25 protein-coding genes are annotated in these 26,337 nt (G+C 52.4%); 6 read left to right on the top strand and 19 right to left on the bottom strand.

Annotated elements, in window-relative coordinates; genetic code table 11:
• Positions 1 to 98 precede the first annotated feature (98 nt).
• Positions 99 to 2,375 carry a 5-methyltetrahydropteroyltriglutamate--homocysteine S-methyltransferase gene (gene metE / locus IEV89_RS19570; protein WP_188475190.1) on the bottom strand — a complete coding sequence of 759 codons (2,277 nt, stop codon included), beginning with the start codon at positions 2,373 to 2,375 and terminating at the stop codon, positions 99 to 101.
• Between the two features lie 104 nt (positions 2,376 to 2,479).
• Here metE and metR point away from each other — a divergent pair, with 104 nt between their 5' ends.
• The gene (gene metR / locus IEV89_RS19565) at positions 2,480 to 3,415 is read left to right on the top strand and encodes an HTH-type transcriptional regulator MetR (protein ID WP_188475189.1); all 936 of its coding nucleotides are present in this window, start codon (positions 2,480 to 2,482) and stop codon (positions 3,413 to 3,415) included.
• On the opposite strand, the gene IEV89_RS19560 is transcribed toward metR, so the two are convergent.
• A complete protein-coding gene (locus tag IEV89_RS19560; protein ID WP_188475222.1) occupies positions 3,321 to 4,220 on the bottom strand; it encodes a carboxylate/amino acid/amine transporter in 900 nt (299 codons plus the stop codon). The two genes, metR and IEV89_RS19560, sit on opposite strands and share 95 nt — an antisense overlap.
• Positions 4,221 to 4,419: 199 nt before the next feature.
• Here IEV89_RS19560 and IEV89_RS19555 point away from each other — a divergent pair, with 199 nt between their 5' ends.
• A complete protein-coding gene (locus tag IEV89_RS19555) occupies positions 4,420 to 4,734 on the top strand; it encodes a DUF2756 domain-containing protein (RefSeq protein ID WP_188475188.1) in 315 nt (104 codons plus the stop codon).
• A gap of 34 nt (positions 4,735 to 4,768) precedes the next feature.
• Here the strand turns inward: IEV89_RS19555 and IEV89_RS19550 are convergent, their stop codons facing one another.
• The gene (locus tag IEV89_RS19550; protein WP_188475187.1) at positions 4,769 to 5,698 is read right to left on the bottom strand and encodes a LysR family transcriptional regulator; all 930 of its coding nucleotides are present in this window, start codon (positions 5,696 to 5,698) and stop codon (positions 4,769 to 4,771) included.
• Between the two features lie 355 nt (positions 5,699 to 6,053).
• Here IEV89_RS19550 and IEV89_RS19545 point away from each other — a divergent pair, with 355 nt between their 5' ends.
• Positions 6,054 to 7,268, top strand: coding sequence for an MFS transporter (locus tag IEV89_RS19545; RefSeq protein ID WP_188475186.1), 1,215 nt, complete (start codon positions 6,054 to 6,056; stop codon positions 7,266 to 7,268).
• Between the two features lie 141 nt (positions 7,269 to 7,409).
• Here IEV89_RS19545 and IEV89_RS19540 read toward each other — a convergent pair whose 3' ends face one another.
• From IEV89_RS19540 to IEV89_RS19485, 12 genes are all read right to left on the bottom strand, one after another.
• Positions 7,410 to 8,408, bottom strand: coding sequence for an aldo/keto reductase (locus tag IEV89_RS19540; protein WP_188475185.1), 999 nt, complete (start codon positions 8,406 to 8,408; stop codon positions 7,410 to 7,412).
• A 144-nt stretch (positions 8,409 to 8,552) separates the two neighbouring features.
• Positions 8,553 to 9,293: a glycerophosphodiester phosphodiesterase gene (ugpQ, locus tag IEV89_RS19535; RefSeq protein WP_188475184.1), complete on the bottom strand. Its 741-nt coding sequence runs from the start codon at positions 9,291 to 9,293 to the stop codon at positions 8,553 to 8,555.
• A 3-nt stretch (positions 9,294 to 9,296) separates the two neighbouring features.
• Entirely contained in the window at positions 9,297 to 10,370 is a 1,074-nt protein-coding gene (locus IEV89_RS19530) for a sn-glycerol-3-phosphate import ATP-binding protein UgpC (RefSeq protein ID WP_188475183.1), read from the bottom strand.
• A 6-nt stretch (positions 10,371 to 10,376) separates the two neighbouring features.
• Positions 10,377 to 11,222, bottom strand: a complete 846-nt coding sequence (gene ugpE / locus IEV89_RS19525; RefSeq protein WP_188475182.1) for a sn-glycerol-3-phosphate ABC transporter permease UgpE — start codon at positions 11,220 to 11,222, stop codon at positions 10,377 to 10,379.
• Positions 11,219 to 12,106 (bottom strand): sn-glycerol-3-phosphate ABC transporter permease UgpA, encoded by an 888-nt coding sequence (gene ugpA / locus IEV89_RS19520; protein WP_188475181.1) that lies wholly within the window; start codon positions 12,104 to 12,106, stop codon positions 11,219 to 11,221. The genes ugpE and ugpA overlap by 4 nt, the downstream gene beginning before the upstream one ends.
• 226 nt (positions 12,107 to 12,332) lie before the next feature.
• A complete protein-coding gene (gene ugpB, locus IEV89_RS19515; RefSeq protein WP_188475180.1) occupies positions 12,333 to 13,649 on the bottom strand; it encodes a sn-glycerol-3-phosphate ABC transporter substrate-binding protein UgpB in 1,317 nt (438 codons plus the stop codon).
• A gap of 204 nt (positions 13,650 to 13,853) precedes the next feature.
• Positions 13,854 to 15,041 carry an aminotransferase-like domain-containing protein gene (locus tag IEV89_RS19510; RefSeq protein WP_188475179.1) on the bottom strand — a complete coding sequence of 396 codons (1,188 nt, stop codon included), beginning with the start codon at positions 15,039 to 15,041 and terminating at the stop codon, positions 13,854 to 13,856.
• Positions 15,042 to 15,163: 122 nt separating this feature from the next.
• A complete protein-coding gene (livF, locus tag IEV89_RS19505; protein WP_188475178.1) occupies positions 15,164 to 15,865 on the bottom strand; it encodes a high-affinity branched-chain amino acid ABC transporter ATP-binding protein LivF in 702 nt (233 codons plus the stop codon).
• 13 nt (positions 15,866 to 15,878) lie between these two features.
• The gene (livG, locus tag IEV89_RS19500) at positions 15,879 to 16,649 is read right to left on the bottom strand and encodes a high-affinity branched-chain amino acid ABC transporter ATP-binding protein LivG (RefSeq protein WP_188475177.1); all 771 of its coding nucleotides are present in this window, start codon (positions 16,647 to 16,649) and stop codon (positions 15,879 to 15,881) included.
• Positions 16,646 to 17,935 (bottom strand): high-affinity branched-chain amino acid ABC transporter permease LivM, encoded by a 1,290-nt coding sequence (locus tag IEV89_RS19495; RefSeq protein ID WP_188475176.1) that lies wholly within the window; start codon positions 17,933 to 17,935, stop codon positions 16,646 to 16,648. Before IEV89_RS19495 ends, livG begins: the two co-directional genes overlap by 4 nt.
• A complete protein-coding gene (livH, locus tag IEV89_RS19490; RefSeq protein ID WP_188475175.1) occupies positions 17,932 to 18,858 on the bottom strand; it encodes a high-affinity branched-chain amino acid ABC transporter permease LivH in 927 nt (308 codons plus the stop codon). Before livH ends, IEV89_RS19495 begins: the two co-directional genes overlap by 4 nt.
• Before the next feature lie 128 nt (positions 18,859 to 18,986).
• Entirely contained in the window at positions 18,987 to 20,099 is a 1,113-nt protein-coding gene (locus IEV89_RS19485) for a branched-chain amino acid ABC transporter substrate-binding protein (protein ID WP_188475174.1), read from the bottom strand.
• Between the two features lie 401 nt (positions 20,100 to 20,500).
• Here IEV89_RS19485 and panM point away from each other — a divergent pair, with 401 nt between their 5' ends.
• Positions 20,501 to 20,881 carry an aspartate 1-decarboxylase autocleavage activator PanM gene (gene panM, locus IEV89_RS19480; protein WP_188475221.1) on the top strand — a complete coding sequence of 127 codons (381 nt, stop codon included), beginning with the start codon at positions 20,501 to 20,503 and terminating at the stop codon, positions 20,879 to 20,881.
• A gap of 67 nt (positions 20,882 to 20,948) precedes the next feature.
• Here panM and rpoH read toward each other — a convergent pair whose 3' ends face one another.
• The 4 genes from rpoH to ftsY form a co-directional block, all read right to left on the bottom strand.
• On the bottom strand, positions 20,949 to 21,806 hold the full coding sequence (gene rpoH / locus IEV89_RS19475) for an RNA polymerase sigma factor RpoH (RefSeq protein ID WP_188475173.1): 858 nt from the start codon (positions 21,804 to 21,806) through the stop codon (positions 20,949 to 20,951).
• Between the two features lie 351 nt (positions 21,807 to 22,157).
• Positions 22,158 to 23,138: a permease-like cell division protein FtsX gene (ftsX, locus tag IEV89_RS19470; protein ID WP_188475172.1), complete on the bottom strand. Its 981-nt coding sequence runs from the start codon at positions 23,136 to 23,138 to the stop codon at positions 22,158 to 22,160.
• Positions 23,128 to 23,799 carry a cell division ATP-binding protein FtsE gene (ftsE, locus tag IEV89_RS19465; RefSeq protein WP_188475171.1) on the bottom strand — a complete coding sequence of 224 codons (672 nt, stop codon included), beginning with the start codon at positions 23,797 to 23,799 and terminating at the stop codon, positions 23,128 to 23,130. The genes ftsX and ftsE overlap by 11 nt, the downstream gene beginning before the upstream one ends.
• Positions 23,800 to 23,804: 5 nt before the next feature.
• Complete coding sequence (ftsY, locus tag IEV89_RS19460) at positions 23,805 to 25,223, bottom strand: signal recognition particle-docking protein FtsY (protein ID WP_188475170.1); 1,419 nt, start codon at positions 25,221 to 25,223, stop codon at positions 23,805 to 23,807.
• A gap of 225 nt (positions 25,224 to 25,448) precedes the next feature.
• Between ftsY and rsmD the strand changes: the two genes are divergently transcribed.
• Positions 25,449 to 26,054, top strand: a complete 606-nt coding sequence (gene rsmD / locus IEV89_RS19455) for a 16S rRNA (guanine(966)-N(2))-methyltransferase (protein ID WP_188475169.1) — start codon at positions 25,449 to 25,451, stop codon at positions 26,052 to 26,054.
• A 1-nt stretch (position 26,055) separates the two neighbouring features.
• Positions 26,056 to 26,331 (top strand): DUF1145 family protein, encoded by a 276-nt coding sequence (locus IEV89_RS19450; RefSeq protein WP_188475168.1) that lies wholly within the window; start codon positions 26,056 to 26,058, stop codon positions 26,329 to 26,331.
• Positions 26,332 to 26,337: the final 6 nt, after the last annotated feature.

Raw genomic sequence — 26,337 nt, 5'->3', positions numbered from 1 at the left:
AGGAAGAAAGTCGTTACAAAATACGAATGAGCTTTGCCCTTATAGAAAAAGGAGCGCCGAAGCGCCCCTGAGTTTCATCACAACAATAAGCTTATCAACTAGATTTTCTCAGCCCGCAGACGTTTAGCCGCTTTGACCATGTTTTCCAGTGATTCGCGGGTTTCTGGCCAGCCGCGAGTTTTCAGGCCGCAGTCCGGGTTAACCCACAGGCGCTCTGCCGGGATACTGTCGGCCGCTTTACGCAACAGGTTTTCGATCCACTCAACGCTTGGCACATTAGGTGAGTGAATGTCGTAAACGCCGGGTCCGATTTCATTCGGGTAATCGAATTCCTTGAAGGTTTCGATCAAATCCATATCAGAGCGAGAGGTTTCGATAGTGATCACATCCGCATCCAGTGCAGCAATCGAATCCATGATGTCGTTGAATTCGCAGTAACACATGTGGGTGTGGATCTGCGTGTCATCTTTGGCAATCGCGGCGTTCAGTTTGAACGCGTCGACGGCCCAGCGCAGATAGGCATTCCACTCAGACTGGCGCAGCGGCAGGCCTTCGCGCAGTGCGGGTTCGTCAATCTGGATGATACCGATGCCGGCTTTTTCCAGATCTTCCACTTCATCACGCAGCGCCAGACCGATTTGCTTGGCGATGGTTTCACGGCTAACGTCTTCACGCGGGAAGGACCAGCAAAGAATAGTGATCGGGCCGGTGAGCATGCCTTTGACCGGTTTTTCAGTCAGCGATTGTGCGTACTTCGCCCACTCGACGGTAATGGCTTGCGGACGGCTGACGTCGCCGATGATGACTGGCGGTTTCACACAGCGGGAACCGTAGCTCTGTACCCAGCCGTTTTGCGTGAACACAAAACCGTCCAGATGCTCACCGAAGTATTCGACCATGTCGTTACGTTCTGCTTCGCCATGAACCAGGACATCGATCCCCAGACGTTCCTGTTCTTTGATGGCTTGCTTGATGTGTTCGCTGATACCGGTGCGATATTTAGTGTTGTCCAGGCGACCCTGTTTGAAGTCCAGACGCAGGCCACGGATTTCGGTGGTTTGCGGGAATGAACCGATGGTGGTGGTCGGCCAGGCTGGCAGGTTGAAACGGGCACGCTGGGCGATAGCACGTTGGGTGTAAACGTTTGGACGCTCGATATCAGCGGCGGTAATGGCCGCAACACGTTTACCGACGGCTGCGTTATTCACGCGGGTCGATTCACGGCGGGCGCGGATTGGCGCGCTGTATTCGGCCAGTTTCTGCTGTGCTTCAGCTGTCGGATTGTTCAGCGCTGATGTCAGCAGTGATAGCTCGACGCATTTTTGCAACGCAAACGCGAACCAGCTTTTCACTTCTTCATCCAGGCGGCTTTCAACGCTTAAGTCGATCGGGCTGTGGAGCAGTGAACAGGAACTGCCGATCCAGACGTTACGACCTTCGACCAGCGGTTTCAGGCGGTCGAACCAGGTGCTCAAATCCGCACGCCAGACGTTACGCCCGTTGATCACGCCCAGTGAAATCAGCCACTCTTTTGGCAGTGTGTTAATCACGGTTTTTAGGTCATCGCGACCGGCGACTGCATCAATGTGCAGGCCTTGTACCGGCAATTGACGAAGGGTGTTGAGGTTGTGGCCAATGCTGTCGAAATAGGTGGTCAGCAACAGTTTGGTGTTGCCCTGCAGTTGCTCGTACGCCGGTTTGTAGGCATCCAGCCATGCCTGCGGCAGTTCCAGCACCAGCGCAGGTTCATCAATCTGCACCCACTCAATGTCACGTTTTGCCAGTTCGGCCAGCACTTGCTGATAAACCGGCAGAATGTCGTTAATCAGTGTCAGACGGTCGAACTGCTCGCCTTTCACTTTGCCAAGCCACAGGTAAGTCAGCGGGCCGAGCAGAACCGGTTTCACTTTGTGGCCGAGCGCCAGCGCTTCGTCTACTTCTTCCAGCAATTGCGTCCAGCTCAGTTTGAACTGCTGGCCTTTCACGAACTCCGGCACCATGTAGTGATAGTTGGTGTTGAACCATTTGGTCATTTCCGCAGCCGCAGCCGGTTTACCGGTCGGTGCGCGGCCACGGCCAAGACGGAATAAGGTATCGAGATCCACAGAGCCGTCGGCATTCTGGTGACGTGCAGGCACGTTACCCAGCAGCAAGCTGGTGGTCAGTACGTGATCGTACCAGGCGAAATCGCCAACCGGCAGCAGATCCACGCCCGCTTCGGCCTGTTGTTTCCAGTGACGGGCGCGTAGTTCGCGGCCAGTTGCCAGCAGCTCTTCCTGTGTGGAATTGCCTGCCCAGTAGCTTTCTTGTGCTTTTTTAAGTTCACGACGCAGACCAACGCGTGGAAAACCCAGAGTGTGATTCAGTATCGTCATCTTTTAAATTCCTGTTTAGCCGTCCAGATGTTTACACATCTATAATCCGCAGGTACTGTATATTGCACAAGCGCAAATTATTCATGGCACAGTGAAGGACTCTCATGATCGAATTGAAACACCTCAGGACGTTGCAGGCTCTGCGCAACACCGGGTCGCTGGCCGCCGCAGCTTCACAGCTGCACCAAACCCAATCGGCTCTTTCGCACCAATTCAGCGACCTTGAGCAACGTCTGGGTTTCAGGCTGTTTGTGCGCAAAAGCCAGCCACTGCGCTTTACACCTCAGGGCGAGATCATGCTGAATCTGGCGGAACAGGTGCTGCCGCAAATCCAGCAGGCGTTGCAGGCATGCAATGAGCCGCATCAGACGTCGCTGCGCATCGCGATTGAATGCCACAGCTGTATTCAGTGGCTGACACCCGCGTTAGATAACTTTCGTATCCACTGGCCGCAGGTCCTGATGGACTTTAAATCCGGCGTCACCTTTGACCCGCAGCCGGCGCTGCAACAGGGCGAGCTGGACATCGTCCTGACCTCCGACATCCTGCCGCGCAGCGGTTTGCACTATTCGCCGATGTTTGATTTTGAAGTTCGTCTGGTGCTGGCGCCGGATCACTCTCTGGCCGCCAAACCTGTCATCACGCCGGAAGATCTCAGCAGTGAAACGCTGATGATTTATCCGGTGCAGCGCCAGCGTCTGGATATCTGGCGGCATTTCCTGCAACCGGCAGGCGTCAGCCCGTCACTGAAAAGTGTCGATAACACCTTATTATTGATTCAGATGGTGTCGGCGAGAATGGGGATTGCAGCGTTACCACACTGGGTGGTGGAGAGTTTTGAGCGCCAGGGTTTAGTGGTGACCAAAACCCTGGGCGATGGCTTATGGAGCCGACTCTATGCCGCCGTGCGCGATGGCGAACAGCGTCAGCCGGTCGTTGAAGCCTTTATTCGTTCTGCGCGCCAGCACGCGTGCGATCATCTGCCTTTTGTTCGCGATGCGGCACGACCCAACGCCGGTGCACCCACAGTGAGGACATGATCACCGCCGCGCCGAGGATAAAACTCGGCCAGTGTGGCTGCTGTTGCCAAATCGCCAGATTTACCAGCAGCCCGGCCGGGACGTGAAAGTTGTTCATAATCCCCAACGTTCCGGCGTCCACCTGCGTCGCACCGTAGTTCCACATGAAGTAACCCAGCCCCGAAGCGCCGATCCCCAGCCACACCAGAATGCCCCATTGCAGATCCGTGGTGGGCAGTTTCTGCGGATTACCCCACAGGCACCACGCCACCACCGCGCAGAGCAGTGCGCCAAGATAGAACCAGGAAAACGCCGTATGCTGCGGCATTGGATGCGTTTCCATCAGCCGTTTGTACCCTACCTGTCCAAGCGCAAAGCAGAGGTTCGCCGCCTGTACCAGCAACAACCCAATGATGAAATGTTCGCTAATATGGTCATAACGGATAATCGCCGCACCTACGACGGCCAGCAGTGCGCTCAGCGCATAGCCGATGCGGATTTTACGCCCACTAATCAGGTCATAAATCAGTGTCACGTAAAGTGGCGTCATCACGGTAAACAGCAGGAATTCGGGCACCGAGAGGTACAAATAGGCCTCAAAGCTGATGAGATACATGATGCCAAGCTGCATCGCACCGACTCCCATATACATCAGCAGCGTTTTAACCGGATACCCTTTCCAGCGCAGAAACGGCAGAAACACCAACGCCGCCAGCCCTAAACGGACTAACACGGCAAAGACGCTGTCGACCTGTCCGGCAAGATAAACGCCAATCAGGCTGAAGGAAAAGGCCCACAAAATGGTGGTAATAATAAGTAACGGCACGGCGTTCAGCCCGAAAATGAAGAAGGTGGCTGATTGTAACGGAAGTTGGAAAGGTGCGGCATCGAAAGTGGGTTTACGTCTGTACAATAATAAACCTAATGAGAGCAAACACACGTTTTAAGCGTTACCTGCTGCGAACATCCGCGTTATACGGTTCTATGGCGTAGACTTAAAGAATGACTCAATGGAGGGTACTCTGATGAAACACTTTTATGGATTCTTGGCCTTAATGCCGCTGATTTTTGCCGTACAAGCCACCGCAGCCAATACGATCCCACCACCGGACCGCGCACAGCAGTTGTTAAATAATCCGTCACAACAACGGATGCAACAGCAACAGCAGAACAACGCACAACTGCAAAAGCGCCAGTTGCAGCAAGGGATGACCAACAGCCAGCAGCAGGAACAGCTCAGGCTGCGCTCGCAGATCCAAAACGATCAGCAGCGCCTGCAAACCCAACAGCTCAACCAGAACAATCAGCAGTTAAATCAGAAATTGAATCAGACACCATAACGGCGTCTTTTCATCCGGTTCTGCCCTGCTTGGTTTAAACCCGTTCAGGTTGTTCTCTGGGGGAAAGCGATAGCAACTGCTCCACGGCGCTGAGTACCTTTTCGCGCTGCTCATTTTTCCGCATCACCAGATAGACATCAATATTCAATTGTCGGGCTGTCCGCGCCTCCAGCTTGCGATAACACAATCCTTCACGCGTCGACAAACACATTGATTCAGGCATCAGCGCCATCCCTTTTCCACGGGCTACATTCGCCAGCGTCAGCAAAGAGTCATCGGGTTCTGATTTTCGTTTGAGGGTGAAAGGCAGCTTTTCAAAAAACCCTTCACACTTATCATAAAAGCTGGGATTGGCGCTGCGGCTGAACCAATACAGTGGCAAATCCGCCACATCCTGTAATGAGAGGCTGTCCTTAATACTTGCCGGATGTGATGAAGGCAATGCCAGCATCAGAGGCTCGCGATGTAACCAGCGGAAATCAAATTCGTCATCATGACTGGAAGACTTTTCCCCGGTGAGCACGATGTCCAAATTCCCACGGGCAAGGATTTGTAACAACTGCTTGGACGACAGCTGATAAGAAGCAACATCATCAGCATCAGTCAGTTTTTCCAGATGTGCATTAATAGTGGGAATTAACGTGAAATCCAACGTTCGGGTCACCCCCATTCTGACAACGCCACTGTCTACTTTAAGACTTTTGACCAATTGTGAAAGTTGTTCAATCAGTTGCATAGCCTGTGCCTGTAACTGCATACCTTCCTCAGTTAAGTGAACCTGATGAGTGTTACGGGTGAAAAGATGGCAACCCAACACGTCTTCAAGGCACTGAATTTGACGGGTCAGCGGAGGCTGAGTCATGCGCATCTGCTCGGCCGCACGCCGAAAATTCAGTTCATGGGCGACAGCAACAAAGCATTGTAATTGTTTGATTGTAGGTAATTTTTCGCTGAAATAATTCAATACATAACTCCCGCGCCATTTTCCCTGGATCCCAAGAGAAAGAAGGAATAGTCAACGTCAGAAAAACAACCTGTCCGGGTGTCCGTTACGGTAGAAAGCGTGCTGTTAAGTAGGTTACCCGAACCCACCATCGCTTTCCATAATATGTGTGATACCAAATTTATATTACAAAAGTAACAATTCTCTAAAAAGAGTGAATTGATATTGTGATGTCTCTTACTCGTGATCTACCCAGGATCCCCAGCATTCGCCAAATAATATTTATTTAACCCATTTTAAATCTATGGAATTAATTCCGCCAAATAACCTCCACCTTAAATATCGAAAATAATAAGTCCCCATTAATAGGAATATTATGAATACCGCACATCATGACCATCCGTCTCTGAGTTTACAAACATGGCTGGCGCTGATTATTCTCGCGCTTTCGACGTTTACCATCGTTACCACTGAATTAGCGCCAATTGGCCTGTTAACCCCCATGGCACAGGGTTTACATCAATCTGAATCGATGATTGGTCTGACCGTCACACTGTATGCCTGGGTTGGAGCGATCAGCGCGCTGCTCTCTTCGCTGTTTCTGGGCAACCTGCCGAAGAAAATGCTATTGCTGGTGTTGACCTTAATTATTTTGGTTTCCAACAGCCTCTGTGCATCAGTTGACAGCTATTCATGGTTGCTGGCCGCCAGAGTCATTGGCGCACTCGCGCACGGCGCGTTTTGGGCAATGATCGGTGCTACCGCTGTTTCGATGGTTCCTGCGCGGTATATCGGCGTAGCCACTTCGGTGGTTTTTGGTGGTGTCTCTGCCGCCAGCGTATTGGGTGTACCGCTTTCAAACTATATCGGTCTTAATCTCGGCTGGCGTCCTGCCTTCTGGCTGATGTCATTACTCAGCGTGATCGCTTTTTTCGGTATTGCTCTGATCGTGCCGAAAGTCAAAAACAGCAGTACATTGGGACTGGATGCACTGGCGCGTGTTTTACGCTCCGGCGCAATGTGGAAAATCTATGCAGCCACCTTGCTGGCGATCACCGCCCACTTTGCCGCATTTACCTTCATCGAACCCTGGCTGCATAGTATTCATTCCGTCTCTGCCAGCATGATTCCCGTAATGCTGTTTATTTTTGGCATCGCCGGTTTAGCAGGCAATGTTGTCACCGGCATATTGATTGATAAATGGTTGAAACCTTTGGTTTCGATCTCCGTACTGCTGATTGCCGCAACGCTGATCACCCTTGGTCAATGGGGTGCCAATCTGGCATCGGGTCAAATTCTGGCGCTGATTGTGGTCTGGGGCCTGGCGGTTTCCGGTATTTTCGTCGGTTTCCAGACCTGGGTATTAAGGCTGGCTGGCGACAACGCTTTCCCGGCTTCTGCCATCTATGCCTCTTTCTTTAACGGTGCGATTGGCTGTGGCGCACTGGCCGGCGCCTGGGTGGTCTCTATATTGAGCATTCCCGTACTGATGAGCATTGCAGGCGTGGCGATCGTCCTGTCATTACTTCTGGTCGCCATCATTCCGATAAAAATTGAGCAGACAACCCTTCTCTCCGGGGAGGCAGCATGAAATCAGGTAATGATTTAACCGGGTACGGGCGTTCGATTATGGAGCGTTTATAACCAGAGCGGGTTGGAAACGTTATTTCATCTATAAAGAAAGGGCTGATCATTCAGCCCTTTTTTATACCTTAACGGTCAAGCTTCAGCGCTAAGCATTGACGCCTTTCATGCCTTCGAGGCTGTAACGCTCGCCTTTAATTTCAATACTGTTTTTGAGCGCGTTAATGAACGCCACATCTTCAGGGCTTAACGTAATATCAGCCGCACCGGCATTTTCTACCGCATACTGACTGTTTTTGGTGCCTGGGATCGGCACAATCTGCTCATATTGCGCCAACAGCCACGCCAGGGCGATTTGCCCCAATGTGCAGTGATATTTTTCGGCCAGGGGCTGAATAACATCCAGGATGCGAGTGTTGTACTTCATATTCTCATCACTGAAACGGGCATTGTTCTTACGGAAATCTCCTTCAGAGAAATGGCTGTTATTGAGGTATTTCCCCGTCAGGAAACCACGTCCCAGCGGTGAATAGGGCACCACACCAATCCCTAATTTGACAGCCATCGGCAGGATGTCCTGTTCAATATCACGCGTCCAGAGGGAGTACTCGGTTTGCAACGCGGCGACCGGATGAACACGGTGAGCTTTTTCGAGCGTTACCGCCGACACCTCACACAGCCCCACATGCGCAATTTTACCTTCTTTCACCAATTCACTCAGGCAAGACATGCTCTCCTCAATCGAGGCATCAGGATTGACACGGTGCAGGTAGTAGAGATCAATTCGTTCCACACCCAGACGCTGCAAAGACTCATGACAGCATTGGCGAATGTAATCAGGTTGGTTGTTGATAGTGCGTTCGTAGGTGGCGTCGACCGGGCGGTCGATACCGCATTTTGTGGCGATTTTTATTTGGTCACGCTGCGCGCTTTTCAGCGTAGCCAGAAAATGTCCAATCAGCCGTTCGTTATGTCCACGACCGTAGACGTTAGCGGTATCGATCATGTTAACGCCGGTGTCGATCACCGTTTTCAATACCTCAAGGGAATGCGCATCTTTTGCTTCGCCGTAGAACTCACTCAGCCCCATTGCGCCGAAGCCCATCGCCGATACGCTCAACTCGCCACCTAATGTTCTTATTTGCATCTTCATCTCTCCTCAGAATAAGAAATAAGTATGAAGCAAGGTCAGAAGCGGGAGAATTCCAAAGATATTAATATAAGAAAGGTATCACCGGGATACCACAAAGAGGATATCCCTTTTCACGACGGGTGCTTTCAGGCGATTAACTCAAACAAAATCTGGCCCAATCACATCAATCTTGTCCGTACAAATACAATCCACGCCCCAGCCTAGCAGCTCGCGCGCGCGCTCGGGTTTATTGACCGTGTAAACCAGAATATGCAGACCGGCATTTTTGAGCGCTTTTACCCGTTCTGCGGTCAGCACGTTGTGGTTGAGGTGCAATGACACGCACTCCAATTCGTCGGTCAACGTTTTCCAATCATCTTGCCATTCGTCGATCAAAAGTCCACGCGGCAGCTCAGGTGCCGCTTTTTGGGCTGCCACCAGCGCGTCGAACGCAAACGAGGAGAGCAACGGCAGCACAGCGTTACCTTTCCACAGCTCACGAGCCGCCAGCGCTATCTGGGTGCCGGTTTCCGTGTCGGTGCCGGTGGTAGGTTTAATCTCGATGTTCGCCATCATGTTGTGCTGCGCACAGCGCTGTGCCACTTGTGCCAGCGTCGGCAACTTTTCGCCTTTGAACGCCGCGCCGTACCATCCGCCAGCGTCAAGTTCGTTCAGCTGGCTCCAGCTCAGTTCGCCCGCCACGCCCCAACCATTGCTGGTCCGGTTTAGGGTATCGTCATGCAGCAGGAAAATTTCGCCGTCCTGCGCCAGCTTGGCGTCGAATTCAATCATGGTATGACCGTATTTCGCGCCTATATCGATGGCGGCAAGGGTATTTTCCGGTGCCAGCGAACCGCCGCCGCGATGCGCCACAATCCGTGGATAAGGCCAGACTGACATGTGTTACTCCATTCGTGAGCCATTGTGAGAATCGAAAAAGTGTAGCGCGTTCGTCGGCAAAACCAAACGTAACTGTGTGCCCGGTTGTGGGCAGACTTCGTAATTGAGCCGCACGACCACACCACTGCCTGCCCACTTGCCATGTGCCAAATTGTCGGCACCCAGCAGCTCAAGCGTGGTGAGATCAAGCGGAATGCCGGTCTGCGGGTCGTCAGAGAGCTGAATATGTTCAGGCCGTATTCCGACAGTCAGCTCACGCCCGCCCCATTCCGGGCGCGGTTCGCTGAGTGGCAGCTCGAAGCCACCTTCCATCACCAGCGATGTGCCATCGCTGGCAAGTTGGCCCGGTAACAGATTCATGGCCGGAGAGCCGATAAAGCTAGCGACAAACAGCGTGGCTGGACGGCGATAAACTTCAGACGGTGTGCCGATCTGTTCGGCCACTCCTTTGTTCATCACGATCACCCGCTCGGCCAGCGTCATGGCTTCAACCTGATCGTGCGTCACGTACAAACTGGTGGTGCGCAGGCGGCGATGCAGCTGTTGCAGTTCGAGGCGCATCTGCACGCGCAGTTTGGCATCGAGGTTAGACAGCGGTTCATCAAACAGGAATACCGCCGGTTCGCGTACGATAGCGCGCCCCATAGCAACGCGTTGACGCTGGCCACCGGAAAGCTCACGTGGTTTACGTTTCAGCAACGGGCCGAGCTCCAGAATACGCGCAGCTTCTTCTACACGAGCGAGGATCTGGGCTTTACCGAAGCCACGGATTTTCAGACCGTAAGCCATGTTGTCGAAGACGCTCATATGCGGATAAAGCGCGTAGTTTTGAAAGACCATGGCGATGCCGCGATCTTTCGGCTCCATCTCGGTAACGCGCTGATCGTTAATGTAAATATCACCGCTGGTGGTGCGCTCAAGCCCGGCAACCATGCGCAACAGCGTGGATTTACCGCAGCCTGACGGGCCGACCATCACAATAAACTCGCCATCCGCGACGTCCAGATCGATGCTCTGAATGATCTGGTTTTTCCCGTCATAGGATTTGGTCACTGCCTGTAATTTTAAATTAGCCATTTCGTATTACTTCTCACTGTCTACCAGACCGCGCACAAACCAGCGCTGCATCAGGAGCACCACCGCAAGCGGCGGTAATAAAGTCAAAATCATCGCTGCCATCACCTGATTCCACTGAGTAGAACCGTCGCCGGAAGAGATCATACTTTTGATTCCCGCCACCGCCGTCCCCATGGACGCGTCGCTGGTGATCAGGATTGGCCACAAATACTGGTTCCAGCCGTAGATAAAGGTGATGACGAACAGCGCGGCAAGATTGGTTTTCGATAGCGGCAATACGATGTCCCAGAAAAAGCGCATCGCGCCTGCGCCGTCGATACGCGCCGCTTCCAGCAGTTCATCCGGTAATGTCATAAAGAACTGTCGGAACAGGAACGTGGCCGTGGCCGACGCCATCAATGGCAGCGTCAGGCCGGTATATCTATTGAGCATATTGAGATTGGCGATCACCTGAATGGTCGGAAAAATACGCACTTCGACAGGCAGCATCAACGTGATGAAAATCAGCCAAAAGAACAGGTTACGCAGCGGAAAACGGAAATAGACGATGGCATAGGCCGAGAGCATCGACACCGAAATCTTCCCGATGGTGATCACTATCGCCATGATAAAGCTGTTGATCAGCATACGACCAAAGGCCGGACTGCCATCGCCCACGCCTTGCGTCCAGATGGTCCGGATGTTCTCCCACAAATGGGTGCCCGGGATCAGGCTCATCGGCACTTGGTGAATTTGTTGGATGTCCAACGAAGCGGCGACAAACGCCACATACAGCGGAAATAAAATCACCAGCACGCCGAGGATCAGCATGATGTGGCTGAAAATATCCAGCCCTCTGCGGTTTTCAATCATTGGTAACGCACCTTACGCTCGACGAAACGGAACTGAATAAACGTCAGGCCGCAAACCAGGACCATCAATACCACCGACTGCGCCGCAGAGCTGGAGAGATCCAGACCGGCGAAACCTTCGCGATAAACTTTATAAATCAGTGTGGTTGTGGCCTGTACCGGGCCGCCGCTGGTCGCCGCATCGATAACAGGAAACGTATCAAAGAAGGCATACACCAGATTGACCACCAACAGAAAGAAACTAACCGGTGAAATCAGCGGGAGCACCAGATTGAAGAAACGTCTCACCGGCCCTGCACCGTCAATAGCCGCAGCTTCCACCAGCGATTTAGGAATTGATTGCAGCGCAGCGAGGAAGAACAAAAAGTTATAGCTAACTTGTTTCCAGACCGACGCCAGCACCACCAGGAACATCGCCTGGCCGCTGTTTTGCGCGTGGTTCCAGTTGTAGCCTATCGAGCCAAGGAAGTGCGTGATAAGGCCCAGACCGGGGCTAAACAAGAACATCCACAGCACGGCGGCAACGGCCGGTGCCACGGCGTAAGGAAGAATCATCAGCGTCTGGTAAATTCGGCTGGCACGCACCACGTGGTCCACGAGGGCGGCAAAGAACAGGGAAACGGCAAGGCCAATAAACGCCACCAAAAAGCTGAATTTCAGCGTGGTGTAGAAAGACGCGAGATAGTAGGGGTCCTGAAACAGCTGCTCAAAATTGAGCAAGCCGACAAACTGACTGGATAAACCGAAAGGATCGAGCGTCTGTACCGAATACCACAGCGCCTGGCCCGCTGGCCACAGGAAGAATATTGCGGTGATCAGCAACTGCGGAAAAACCAGCGCATAGGGCAACCAGCTGCAACCAAAACCGGTACGGTGTGAACTCATGATAATTTACTCGTTGATGCGATGACTAAAGACAGGCTACGCCGAATAAGGCGTAGCGAGCGAAGCCAGACTGGAGGCAGACAGCACACCGCTCCCGAGTGGACGCAAAGTCCATGGAGGAATAGTCGTTTCACTCCCCCTCCGGGCCGCCCTTACGGGCGTGCAAAGGCTACAGCCTTTGTGCGAGTACTGCCCAACCCCAGTCTGGCAAAGCACTGCAGCCGACTTACTTAGTAGAAGCTTCGAAACGACGGAGTAAGACATTGCCACGTTGTACTGCGCTATCCAGTGCTTCCTTGGCTGTTTTCTTACCGCTCCATACGCTTTCTAATTCTTCATCCACGACGGCGCGAATCTGTTGCATGTTGCCCAGACGCAGACCTTTAGTGAACGGTAACGGTGGCTTGTTCAGCATCTGGCGGGTTGCCACGTCAGAACCTGGATTCTTCTCGTAGAAGCCCTGCTGCTTGGTCAGTTCATACGCAGCGGTGGTCACTGGCAGATAACCGGTTTTCTGATGCCACTCGGCCGCGATAGCCGGAGTCGTCAGGAATTGCAGGAACTCTGCCACGCCTTTATAAGTGGCTTTGTCTTTGCCGTTCATCACCCACAGACTGGCACCGCCGATGATGGCGTTTTGTGGTGCGCCCTTCACGTTAGCGTCGTAAGGCATCATACCTACGCCATAGTTGAATTTGGCGTACTGGCGGATATCGGCCAGTGAACCGGACGACGCAGTGGTCATCGCACAATCGCCGTTATAGAACTTCGCGGTGGACTCGTCTTTACGACCAAAATAGGTGAAGTCACCTTTTTTGTTCATATCTTCGAGCATTTGAATGTGTTTGATTTGCTCTGGTTTATTGAATTCCAGAACGGCGTCAGTACCATCAAAACCGTTGTTTTTTGTCGCAACTGGTAGACCATTCCAGGCGCTGAAGTTCTCAATCTGGATCCAGCCCTGCCATCCGCTGGCGTAACCACAGGTCACACCCGATTGACGCAGTTTTGCAGCATCGGTTGCCAGCTCCTGCCAGGTTCTTGGCGGCTGGTCTGGGTTCAGGCCAGCTTTTTTGAAGGCATCTTTGTTGTAGTACAGTACCGGCGTGGAACTGTTGAACGGCTGCGAAAGCAGGCGGCCTTTTGAATCTGAGTAGTAGCCGGAGACCGTCGGCACGAACTGGGAAGCGTCTTGCTTGAGGCCCGCATCCGCGAATACTTCGTAAACGGGTTTGATGGCTTTACTCGCCATCATGGTGGCGGTACCCACTTCGTAAACCTGTAAAATATCCGGGGCGTTGCCAGTACGATACGCAGCGATGCCTGCAGCCAGGCTTTCGTCATATTTGCCTTTGTAAACAGGCACAATTTTGAAGTCTGGATGAGTCTGGTTAAAACGATCGGCCAGGGAATTCACCTCTTTACCCAATCCGCCATCCATTGAGTGCCAGAAAGAAATGTCCGTAACCGCCATCGCCTGGGTGCTGAACGCGAATGCCAGTGCGATGCAAAGTGTCGTTTTTGTAACAGCGTGCTTAAGCATGCTTGTCTCCTGAAGAGGGCTGGTGTGATGTCAGTGGTGCAAAGGAACTTCTGCTTCGGCAGCTAACATGACATGCACAAATGACAGAAAAATAACCATCAAGTGACATTGATGTGACAAAAACGTGAAGTGCAGGTGACGGAGAGATGGCAATTTTTACGGGGCCAGAATAAGGCGTATTGCGGGCGCAATACGCCTTGGGGATTATAAAGCGCGTTTCAGACGGGCAACAGCTTCCTGCATTTGTTCTTCAGTGGCCGTGGCGAATGACAAGCGGAAGGTCGAATGATCGGGATTTTCGGCAAAGAAATACTCACCGGGAACAAATACCACGCCTTGTTCCAGCGCCTTTTTCATCCACTCGGTGCAGTTACGCGGTTCGCGGAAACGCACCCACAAGAACATACCGCCTTTCGGGTATTCAAACGTCAGCACATCACCGAGTTCACTTTCCAATAGTTGTGCCAGTACCGCGCATTTTTTCTTATAGGTTGCGCGGATTTTTTCGACCTGTGCCGTCATGCGGTTCAGGCCGAGATAACATTCGGCAACGGACTGAGACAGCGCACTGGCATGTAAATCAGCCGCCTGTTTGATGATCGCGACGTTGTGCAGCAGCCATTGCGGCATGATCACCCAGCCCAGACGCAAGCCCGGAGCCAAAATTTTGGAGAACGTCGAGGTATAGATGATGTTTTCCGTGTTCCCGAACAACGATTGGGACAATTCGAAAAGCGTCGGCTGGCGTTCGTCGGTGAAACGTAACTCGCCGTACGGATCATCTTCCAAAATCAGAAATTCATGCTTTACCGCCAGTTGCACCAGTTGCTCGCGGCGGGCGCGGCTCAGGGTCACACCACTCGGGTTGCCGAACGTCGGCACCACATATACCCCTTTGATTTTGCGGGTTTTCAGCAATTCAGCCAGTTCATCGACAATCATGCCGTCACTGTCTGAACCGACGGACAGGATCTGCGCTTCAGCCAGTTCCAGCGTCTGCAACGCGGCCAGATACGTTGGCCGTTCCACCACGAAAATGTCACCCGGATCCACGACCGCACGCATAACCAGATCCAGCGCCTGTTGGGAACCGGCGGTAACCACGATATCGTCCGCACTCGCCACCACGCCACGGCCTTCGCAAAGCTCAGCAATACGCTCACGCAGCGTGTGACTGCCTTCGGTTAGGCCGTACTGGAATGCATGCTCAGGATATTCGGTGATCGCCAGTTGTGTTGCTTCACGCAGGCCGTCGAAATCGAACAACGCTGAAGAAGGAATGCCACCGGCCAGTGAAATAACACCTTCCATTTTGCTTTGTTTCAGCAGTTCCCGGATGGCTGAACTTTTGAGCCTGGCCATACGAGCGGCGAGAAAACCTTCTGTGTTCATGAAATGTTCCTGATGATTTGCGAAGTTGATAAGAATGTAAGCGCGGTAAATTTACCCACAAAATAAAAACCGCAAAGCGCCAGCCGTGCGGTTTGGAGATATTACAGTAAATTTTGGCGAAATCAGCCGCCGAGATAGGCCGACCGCACCGCTTCGTTGGCCAACAGCGCCGCGCCGCTGTCTTCCAGCACGACGTGGCCATTCTCCAATACGTAACCACGATCGGCGAGCTTCAGCGCCTGATTGGCGTTTTGCTCTACCAGGAAGATGGTCATGCCCTCTTCACGCAGTTGCTGTATGGTGTCAAAAATTTGCTGAATGATGATCGGTGCCAGGCCGAGCGAAGGCTCATCGAGCAGCAACAGACGTGGCTGGCTCATCAGTGCACGGCCAATCGCCAGCATTTGTTGTTCGCCGCCGGACATCGTGCCAGAGCGCTGAGCACGGCGCTCTTTCAGCCGAGGGAAAAGCTCGAAAACTTTAACAAGCCGCGACTGATACTGATCACGGGTAGCGAAGAAGCCGCCCATCGCCAGATTCTCTTCCACCGTCATGCGCGAAAATACCCTTCGGCCTTCCGGAACAATGGCGATATCACCACGCATAATTTTTGCCGTCGGCCACTGAGTGATATCCTGACCTTCGAACATAATCGAACCCTGAGAGGCTCGGGGTTCGCCGCATAAACTGCCGAGCAGCGTGGTTTTCCCTGCACCGTTCGCGCCGATCAACGTAACGATTTCACCCTTATTGATGTTAAGGCTGACTTCATGCAGCGCCTGAATTTTGCCGTAATGGGCGGATACCTGATTGAATGACAACATCGTGTTCTGTCCCTTACCCTTCGCCTAAATACGCGCGGATCACGTCAGGATTGTTACGGATTTCTGCTGGCGTGCCCTGTGCCAGCGGCGTGCCCTGATTGACCACGTAGATACGGTCCGAGATGCCCATCACCAGTTTCATATCATGTTCGATTAACAGCACCGACACGTTGTGTTGGTTACGCAGTTCGGCGATCAGCTGGTTCAGCTCTTCGGTTTCACGTGGGTTCAGGCCGGCAGCAGGTTCATCGAGCATCAGAATTTCCGGCCGCGTCACCATGCAGCGAACGATCTCTAGCCGTCGCTGTTGGCCATAGGCCAGATTCCCGGCCTGGCGGTTAGCCAGTTCGAGTAAACCGACACGTTCCAGCCAGTCGGCGGCTCTATCCAAGGCATCGGCTTCAGCACGACGAAAACCCGGTGTTTTTAGCAGGCCAGCCAGCACGCCGCTTTTCAAATGCTGATGTTGCGCCACTAACAGGTTTTCAATCACCGTCATTTCACGGAACAGGCGTACATGCTGGAAGGTTCGCACTACGCCCATACGGGCAATTTTCTGCCCGGGCAGCCCTTCCAGATGCTGGTCACGCAGTTTTATGGTCCCGCTGCTGGGTTTGTAGAAACCGGTCAGGCAGTTGAACACCGTGGTTTTGCCCGCGCCGTTCGGGCCGATCAACGAAACGATTTCGCTCTGATTGAGATTCAACGCGACGTTATTCACTGCCAGTAAACCGCCGAAACGCATCATCAGACCTTCGACTGACAACAGAGGTTGCGTACTCATGCTTGCTCTCCCTGATCAGCAATCTGTTTTTTCGACAACTTCAGTTTTAATTGTGGGCGTTTCATCGGCAACAAACCTTGCGGACGCCAGATCATCATCAGCACCATCAATGCACCGAGCAATAACATGCTGTATTCATTCAAATCACGCATTAACTCGCGGGAAACCACCAGCAGAATTGCCGCCAGAATGACCGCAAACTGCGAGCCCATCCCACCGAGCACCACAATGGCCAGTACGAAAGCAGATTCAACGAAGGTGAAAGATTCCGGACTGACGAAACCCTGACGTGCTGCAAACAACGTACCGGCGAAACCGGCAAAAGCCGCGCTGATAGTGAAAGCCGTCAGTTTGATGCGCGTTGGATTCAGGCCCAGTGAGCGACAGGCAATTTCATCTTCACGCAACGCTTCCCATGCACGGCCAAGTGGCATACGTAACAGACGGTTGATGATAAACAGTGTGGCCACGACCAACAGCAACGCGACCAGATAGAGAAAAATGATCCGGTCGCTGGGATCATAGCTTATGCCAAAGAAGTGACTGAACGTATCCCAGCCGCCATCACGTGGGGTACGGCTGAACTCCAGACCAAACAGCGTCGGTTTGGGGATCTGGCTGATACCGTTCGGCCCTCCGGTAATTTCAGTATTATTCAGCAGTAAAATACGCACTATCTCGCCGAAACCGAGGGTCACGATGGCAAGATAGTCACCCCGCAGCCGCAGCACCGGGAAACCGAGCAGGAAACCAAAAGCGGCGGAAACCAGACCCGCCAGCGGCAACGCTTCCCAGAACCCAATACCATAATAGTGGTTGAGCAGCGCGTAAGTGTATGCGCCGATGGCGTAAAAGCCGCCGTAACCTAGCACCAGCAAGCCGGAGAGACCAACCACCACATTAAGCCCCAGACCGAGCATGATGTAGATCAGCGTCAGCGTAGCGATGTCTACCGTGCCGCGTGACACAATAAACGGCCAGGCAACGGCGGCAATAATCAGCAACAGCGCCAGCAGTTTTTGCTTCGGCGTGGAGCCATCAAAGCTCGGCAGAACCCAGCCCGGCCCCGAAATTTTCTTCAGGCCGCTGCTCACTAACGGACGAAACAGCTGGAACACGAACACGATAACGCAACCCACGCCGATCCACATCCAGCGCACTTCACCGGCGCCGTTGACCACCAGTTTGGTGCCATCAAGACCGAGTTTCAGCCCCATGATGAAAGAGGCCAACACCAGTAAGACGAAGGCAGAAAGCAAGGCGTTGAATAGATTGAGGTGCTTCATACTTTCTCAACCTCCGGACGGCCCAAAATGCCGGTTGGCAGCACCAACAACACCACAATTAGCAGCGCAAAGGAGACAACGTCTTTATATTCGGTGCTGAGATAGGCTGAAGTCAGTGCTTCGGCCACCCCCAGAATCAGGCCGCCAATCATCGCACCTGGAATACTGCCGATGCCGCCAAGTACTGCTGCGGTAAAAGCTTTCATCCCGGCCATAAAGCCGATATACGGGTTAATCACGCCATAGAACTGCCCAAGCAGAACGCCCGCAACGGCGGCCATTAAGGCACCAATAACGAAGGTAAGCGAGATCACGCGGTCAGTATTGATACCCAACAGGCTGGCCATTTTGAGATCTTCGGCACAGGCACGGCAGGCGCGGCCCATACGGGAATAACGAATGAACAGCGTCAATGCCAGCATCGCTACAAAGGTGACCACCCAGATAATCAGCTGCATGGTCGAAATCGTTGCCGCAAAACCATTGGCGACGCCGAGCGTCCACTGGCCGGTGACCAGACTTGGCAACGCCAGATCGCGCGAGCCTTGCGTCAGGCTGACGTAGTTTTGCAGAAATATCGACATCCCGATGGCAGAAATCAGCGCAATAAGGCGCTTGGAGTTACGCACTGGCTTATAAGCCACGCGTTCAATGCTCCAGCCATAGGCGCTGGCTATGACAATTGCAGCGATGAATCCGGCACCGATCAGCAACCAGCTGGCATCAATACCTACCATCATTAAAGCGGCAATCACAATAAAAGAGACATAGCTGCCAATCATATACACCTCGCCATGAGCGAAGTTGATCATGCCGATAATGCCGTAAACCATGGTATAGCCGATGGCAATCAGCGCGTAGGTACTACCCAACGTCACACCGTTGAACATCTGCTGAAGGAAATATAAGAACTGCTCTGACATACCCTATCCTTTTACATCAAGGGGGTTGAATACGGTGCTGCGATCCCCGCTTTGCCTCGATCAAAGACAAAGCGGGGTACTGTGTTGTTCTACTTTGGATACCCAATATTATTCAGGTCGCAGAGCATTTATTTGATTGGCGTTGAAGTGCCGTCCTTATGCCACTCAAAGATACCGAATTCGAACCCTTTCAGGTCGCCTTTCGCATCCCAGCTCAGCGGACCCATCACGGTATTCACCGGCTCAGCCTTCAGGTTCTTGGCAATATCAGCCGGCTCCATGCTACCGCTGCGCTCCATACCGGTGGTCAACGCCTGCAATGCAGCATAGGTGGTCCAGACGAACGGGCCCGTTGGATCCAGTTTTTTGGCTTTCAACGCATCCACAATGGGCTGGTTAGCCGGAACTTGATCATAACGTTTTGGCAACGTGACCAGCATGCCTTCGGACGCATCACCCGCAATGTTCGACAGTGATGAGTTACCCACGCCTTCAGGACCCATAAATTTCGCATTCAGACCGGCTTGTTTAGCCTGACGCAGGATCTGGCCCATTTCCGGGTAGTAACCGCCGAAATAGACGAAGTCCACGTTGTCTTTCTTCATGCGCGCCACCAGCGTGGAGAAATCTTTATCGCCTGCGGTGATGCCTTCAAACAGCACAACGTTACCGCCGTTTTTCTTCAGGCTGTCCTGAACAGAACGCGCCAGACCTTCACCGTACTGCTGTTTATCATGCACCACGGCAATACGTTTAGGCTTGATGGTATCAAGGATGTATTTTGCGGCCGTCGGGCCTTGGTCAGAATCCAGACCGGTGGTACGCATCACCATTTTGTAGCCACGGGTGGTCAAGTCAGCATTCGTCGCCGCTGGTGTGATCATCAGCACACCTTCGTCTTCATAGATGTCAGACGCTGGCTGAGTAGAAGATGAACACAGGTGACCGATGACATAACGGATGCCGTCGTTGATCACTTTGTTGGCCACCGCCACCGCTTGTTTTGGATCACAGGCATCGTCATATTCAACGCCAACCAGTTTGTCACCCTTTACGCCACCTTTGGCATTGATGTCAGCGATAGCCTGTTTGGCACCGGTGAACTCCATGTCGCCGTATTGGGCAACTGGACCTGACATGGCACCGACGATGGCCACTTTGATATCTTTTGCGACTGCGGCGTGGCTCATTGCTAATGCGATACATCCTGCCAGCCAGATCTTGCCCGTTGTTGCTTTCATCCTGATACCCCATTTGTGTGTGATGTGTATATTGTTTTGCACCTGCTTAAAACATCATCAACTAATAATTTTCTTATAACTAATAATGCGTTAGAGGCTTATGGCGCCTTATTTTTCAATAAAACTTTATATTTCATATTATTAAACAGGAATTTTCTGCTGCAAATCAAATGATGTACTCAGAAACAATAGGTGTAAACAGAATTATATTTGGGTGTTAACTCGGATATTGACACAGAACTAAGCAGTTAACGCTGGCTTTGTCCTTTAAAGCCAACATTTATCGCTTATACAGGGATCGTTGAAAAAGTTTTCAACCTGTTACTGTACAAAAAAAGTTACGCATGCGTGACGGGACGATCCGCTACACTGAAAATCTCTTTTTCTATGCACCCAAAATCATGAAATTAACCATTGAAAAGTTGACGACGCTCAGCGCTCAGGACCTGATCGATCTGGCAAAAATCTGGCCTGAGCAAACCGAAAGTGACTGGCAAGCCAGCCTGACGAACAACCGCATGTTATTCGCCGCCGTGTTTAATGAACGCATTCTGGGTGCGGTTAAAATCAACCTCAGCGGAGATCATGGCGAACTCAGCGATTTGTTTGTGCGGGAAGTTACGCGCCGACGTGGTGTCGGGTTGTATCTGATTGAAGATCTGCAGGCGCAGTTGCCACAGGTGAAAAGCTGGGAGATGAAAACAGATGGCGATGCCGTCACTGCAGCATTCATGCAGGCATGTGGTTTTTCTCTTGAAGGGAGTGTCTGGAAGAAGAACTAGGCAGCATTGAGCTCCGGCATAAAAAAAACGACCCGCAGGTCGCTTTTTCCTTCAGAAACAAGGTTTATCAGGCTTCGATTGCCACACGCAGTTTTTTCATCGCGTTCTTTTCTAACTGACGAACACGTTCTGCGGATACACCGTACTTGTCTGCCAGTTCCTGCAGGGTAGATTTGCTGTCGTCATCTAACCAGCGCGCACGGATTATATCCTGACTACGCTCATCCAAACCTTCCATCGCGCTACTCAATTTATCTGCGGCGTCGCTATCCCAGTTGTCTTCCTCGATACTTTCTGCAAAGTCAGAGCTTTTATCTTGCAGATAAAGCATCGGCGCCATGGCAGCGCCATCGCGCGGTTCGTCATCAGGAGCGGGATCAAACGTCATGTCCTGGGCGGCCATACGTGATTCCATTTCCATAACGTCTTTACTGGTGACACCCAGTTCGCGGGCAACGTGTTCTACTTCATCGTGACTAAACCAGCCAAGACGCTGCTTGTTTTTACGCAAGTTGAAGAACAACTTGCGTTGCGCTTTTGTGGTCGCGACCTTCACGATGCGCCAGTTACGCAGCACATATTCGTGAATTTCCGCTTTAATCCAATGCACCGCAAAGGAGACCAAACGCACACCGACTTCCGGATTAAAGCGACGAACCGCTTTCATCAGGCCGATGTTGCCTTCCTGGATAAGGTCAGCCTGTGGCAGACCGTAACCTGAATAGTTGCGGGCAATGTGAGCAACAAAGCGCAGGTGAGACAGGATCAGATGTTTCGCTGCTTCCAGGTCACCGTCGTAATGCAGCCGTTCAGCCAGCTCCCGTTCTTCCTCAGCCGTCAGCATCGGATAAGTGTTGGCGGCCCGCACATAGGCTTCCAGACTACCTTGGGGTACTAATGCTAAAGTTCGCATTTCTTTGGTCATTCAAAGCCTCTCATGTATGACGTAATGCAGGTTTTATACTGCGTTGCTGCGGAGTGAATACCGCTCGCCTCATTGGGCGGACTAACAAAACAACGCAGAGCCCTTCATATTTTACTGCCAGTTTGTTCTAAATTTCGTTGGTTCTTTTACCGCTACTAGGACCACTAATTTTACATAAAGTTCATCGTTCAACGCAACAGCATAGCGACTGTATGTGACGAACGGACGACAGGATAGGGAATTCGTGCTTTCGGGGAAGAAGAGATGTAAGGGCGTAATGATCGAGCACTAATCTGGCTCTTCCCCTGTGCAGGATCCTTTGCAGCCGGGGAAGAGTATATCAAAAAATCGCTATTGTGGTGTAAATCGCCGTAAATGTTGCACCGTGGCCAGCCAGGCTGCAATCCAGCCAATCATCGCGGAAATCAACAGCAGCAGCAGGCTTTCATCCCACGCAAGACCATGCAAGTCAAAGGTGGTGCCGAAGACTTTTGCCACCTGGGTTACTACGCTTTCCAGTCGCAGTACCAGCGCTTCGGAAAGGATCAGTGACAGCAATGCACCACAGAAACCGAGCATCGCGCCGCCATTGAGGAATGGCCGCAAAATAAAGCCATCGGTAGCGCCGATCAGTTTCATCACATTGATGGTGTCGCGGCGGCTGAAGATACTCAGCCGTACACTGTTACCAATCACCAGAAATACCGCCACAATCATCAGTACGCCAATCATCGCAGCAACCTGCCCAACCAGCCCGGTCAGCGCAGCCAGCCGTGCAAACCAGCTGTCATCCATGCGAACCTCATCAACCCCCTGCACCGCCGCCACACGATCGCGTAAGGTGTTAAGCGTGTTGGAGTCCTGGAAATTCATTTTCGGGGTGATGATGGCCACCGCAGGCAACGGATTCTGTTCCAGCATATCCATTGCACCGCCGAAACCAGACCAGTTGCGGAACTCACCCATGGCTTCATCACGCGATAAATAGTTAACTTTCTCGACACCGGCTTCCGCTTTCAATGCCTTAATGACATTTTCCGCTGCGTTGTCGTCCAGCGCCTTATCGAGATATACCGTCAGCTGTGGCGTCGGATACCACTGCTCAGCGGCTGTGCTGACGTTTTTCCACACCAGATAACAGACGCTGGGTAATGTCAGGGAAATCGCTATCACCATTACGGTAAGCAGTGTCGCCAGCGGCTGGCGCATCATGTCCGCCAGGGCGTTAATCCATGCATAGCGCCACTGTTCACGCCAGCCACCCTGTAGCGCTTTGCTTTTGGCGTCACGTGCGCTTTTGGCGGTTTTCGCTGGATTTGGACTATTGACCATGGCGCGCGCCTCCTACCATGCGACCCTGACTCAACGTCAGCGTGCGGTAATTACGACGAGCAATAAGTGTCATGTCATGGGTTGCCATCAAAACGGTCACGCCGACGCGGTTGAACTCTTCAAATAGGCGCAAAATGCCTTCTGACAGCGCATCGTCAAGGTTACCTGTCGGTTCATCAGCCAGTAAAACCGACGGTTTGTTCACCACCGCACGGGCGATGCCCACGCGCTGTTGTTCACCACCGGAGAGCTGGATCGGGAAGTTTTTGGCTTTATCGAGTAGGCCGACTTTATCCAGCGCCGCAGAGACGCGGCGTCGGATATCCTCACTGCTGGCACCCGCGATGACAAGCGGCATAGCCACGTTGTCGTACACCGTGCGATCCAGCAGCAGATGGTGGTCCTGGAAAATCATGCCAATCTGACGGCGTAAAAACGGCACTTCACGCGATTTTAGACGACTGATATCATGCCCGCCGAACAAAATGTGCCCGGCGCTTGGGCGTTCAATTCCACAAATCAGTTTCAGTAGGGTACTTTTACCCGCACCAGAATGGCCGGTCAGAAAAACCATTTCAGCTTGCTGGATGTGAAAATCAACGCCCTGCAGCGCCTGTCGCCCGCCTAGATAAGCTTTACTGACCTGTTCAAAGCGAATCATCCGTATTAATCCTCTCGGGCAAAAAGTGCCTCAATAAAATCGTCAGCCTTAAACGGCCGCAAATCTTCAATGCCTTCACCCACACCGATATAACGGATAGGGATTTCGAACTGATCGGCAATCGCGAATATCACACCGCCCTTGGCGGTACCATCCAGTTTAGTCAAGGTAATGCCGGTCAGACCAACGGTTTCATTGAAGAGTTTCGCCTGACTGACCGCATTCTGACCGGTGCTGGCATCAAGCGTCAGCATAACCTCATGAGGGGCATCCTCGTCTAGTTTTTTCATGACGCGGACAATCTTCTTCAGCTCTTCCATCAGGTGCGTTTTATTCTGCAAACGCCCGGCGGTATCCGCAATTAACACGTCAATATTACGGGCCTTAGCGGCCTGGATAGCGTCAAAAATCACCGAGGCGGAATCCGCACCGGTATGCTGCGCAATCACCGGGATCTTGTTACGTTGGCCCCAGACTTGCAGCTGTTCAACCGCCGCGGCACGGAAGGTGTCACCCGCCGCCAGCATGACTGATTTGCCCTGCGCTTGAAACTGACGCGCCATTTTGCCGATGGTGGTGGTTTTCCCCACACCATTGACGCCGACCATCAGAATCACGAAGGGCGTTTTGCCGCTGACATCCAATGGCTGGTCAACTTTAGCCAAAATTTCAGACATTTCTGCCTTCAGCTTGCCATACAGCGCTTCCGCATCTTTTAACTGCTTGCGGCTGGCATGTTCAGTCAGTGACGTAATAATTTTACGCGTGGTTTCAACACCCACGTCGGCGATGATCAACTGCTCTTCCAGCTCATCGAAAAGATCGTCGTCGATCTTCTTACCGCGGAACAAACCAACGAAGCCGGATCCCAGATTCTCTTTTGTTTTAACCAGGCTACGTTTCAGCCGCGCAAAAAAGCCCTCTTTGGTCGGGCGTTGTTGTTCGGTTTCAACGGCTGACAAATTGTTGTCAAGCGAAGACAAAGTCACGATAGGATCCAACACTACCGGCTGCGGCTCATCAGCAAGACGGTCGTCAACGATATCAATTTCATCCTGCTGTTCATCGGCGGCGATCTCCGCTTCAGATTCAACAAAATGGTCATGCTGCGCTTCAACAACCTGTTCCGTAACGGCAACAATCTCTTCAGCCAGTTCAACGGCAGCCGACTCTTTGGCGGCAGGTTCAATAGGAACCTGATGAAGAGTTTCATCAACAGGCTCGATCTCTGTAGCGACTTCCTGTGGTTCGACATGAGATCCGGTCTTGACCGGCTGCTCTTCTGAAACAGAAGCATCATGCGATTTCGCGGAGTGTTCTTCGACCACTGAGGGTTCAACGTTGGTCTCTTCTTTCTGCTGTTCTTCTTCCTGACGGCCACGGCCGAACCAAGAGAAAAATCCGCGCTTTTTATCTTTTGCCATTTTACAACTTCACTCCTCGCCGTGGATTCAGGGCGAACGGATTGTTAATAAGGTAATGCGTTGCAGTCTATCACTTTCCAATAAGGCCTACACACCCGCATGTTGATTTGCGTAGGGTATTCAATCGGGAATGTTAAATATTTGCCGCAGACCGACACACCGGTAGAATAGCCCCCAATTGATTTGCAATGCTGCCATAACGGTAGCGTACTATTGAAGCGAGCTATGGCTAAAAAACCCAACACTCCTGCGGCAGGCCAGATCCGACTGATTGGTGGTCAATGGCGTGGACGTAAACTGCCGGTCCCTAACAGCCCGGGCCTGCGACCGACCACAGATCGCGTACGCGAAACTCTGTTCAACTGGTTGGCGCCGGTGATCCGGGGTGCGCAATGTCTGGACTGCTTCGCCGGAAGCGGTGCGCTGGGCCTTGAAGCGCTGTCGCGCTATGCGGCCAATGCCACGTTGCTGGAGTTCGAACGTCCGGTAGCCCAACAACTGGAGAAAAATCTGGCGCTGCTCAATGTCAGTGATGCGAAGGTGGTGAATACCAACACGCTCAACTGGCTGGCAAAAAACGGCACGCCGTTTGACGTGGTATTTGTCGATCCTCCGTTTCGTAAAGGCATTTTGCTAGAGACGCTGGTTCTGCTGGAACAAAATGGCTGGTTGGCGGATGAAGCCTGGATTTATGTCGAAGCGGAAGTAGAACACGGCGTGATCCCGGTGCCCGTCAACTGGCGACTGCACCGGGAGAAGGTCGCCGGGCAGGTTGCCTACCGTCTTTATCATCGCGATACCTCGCCGACATCTGGCGAACAGGAGCAGTAAAATGTTAATAAATGTTGGCCGCTTATTAATGCTGTGCATCTGGGGTTTCTTGCTGTTGAACCTCATTCACCCATTTCCAAAACCGATGAAATACTTTCTGGATGTGGCAATGGTCTTCATGTTCTTCATGCATGGTTTACAGGTCATGCTGCTCAAAGCGACTCAGGGGAAGGAGCCGACCAAAATCGGCGGCTGGTTACAACTGAGGATTTTCCTGTTCGGCGTGTTTGAATTGTTGGCGTGGCAGAAAAAGCAACCGCCACTGCCAAAACGGTAAATCATG

This window comes from Hafnia psychrotolerans (genome assembly GCF_014639435.1).
Lineage (GTDB): Bacteria > Pseudomonadota > Gammaproteobacteria > Enterobacterales > Enterobacteriaceae > Ewingella > Ewingella psychrotolerans.
This window is presented reverse-complemented; position numbering and strand designations above follow the sequence as displayed.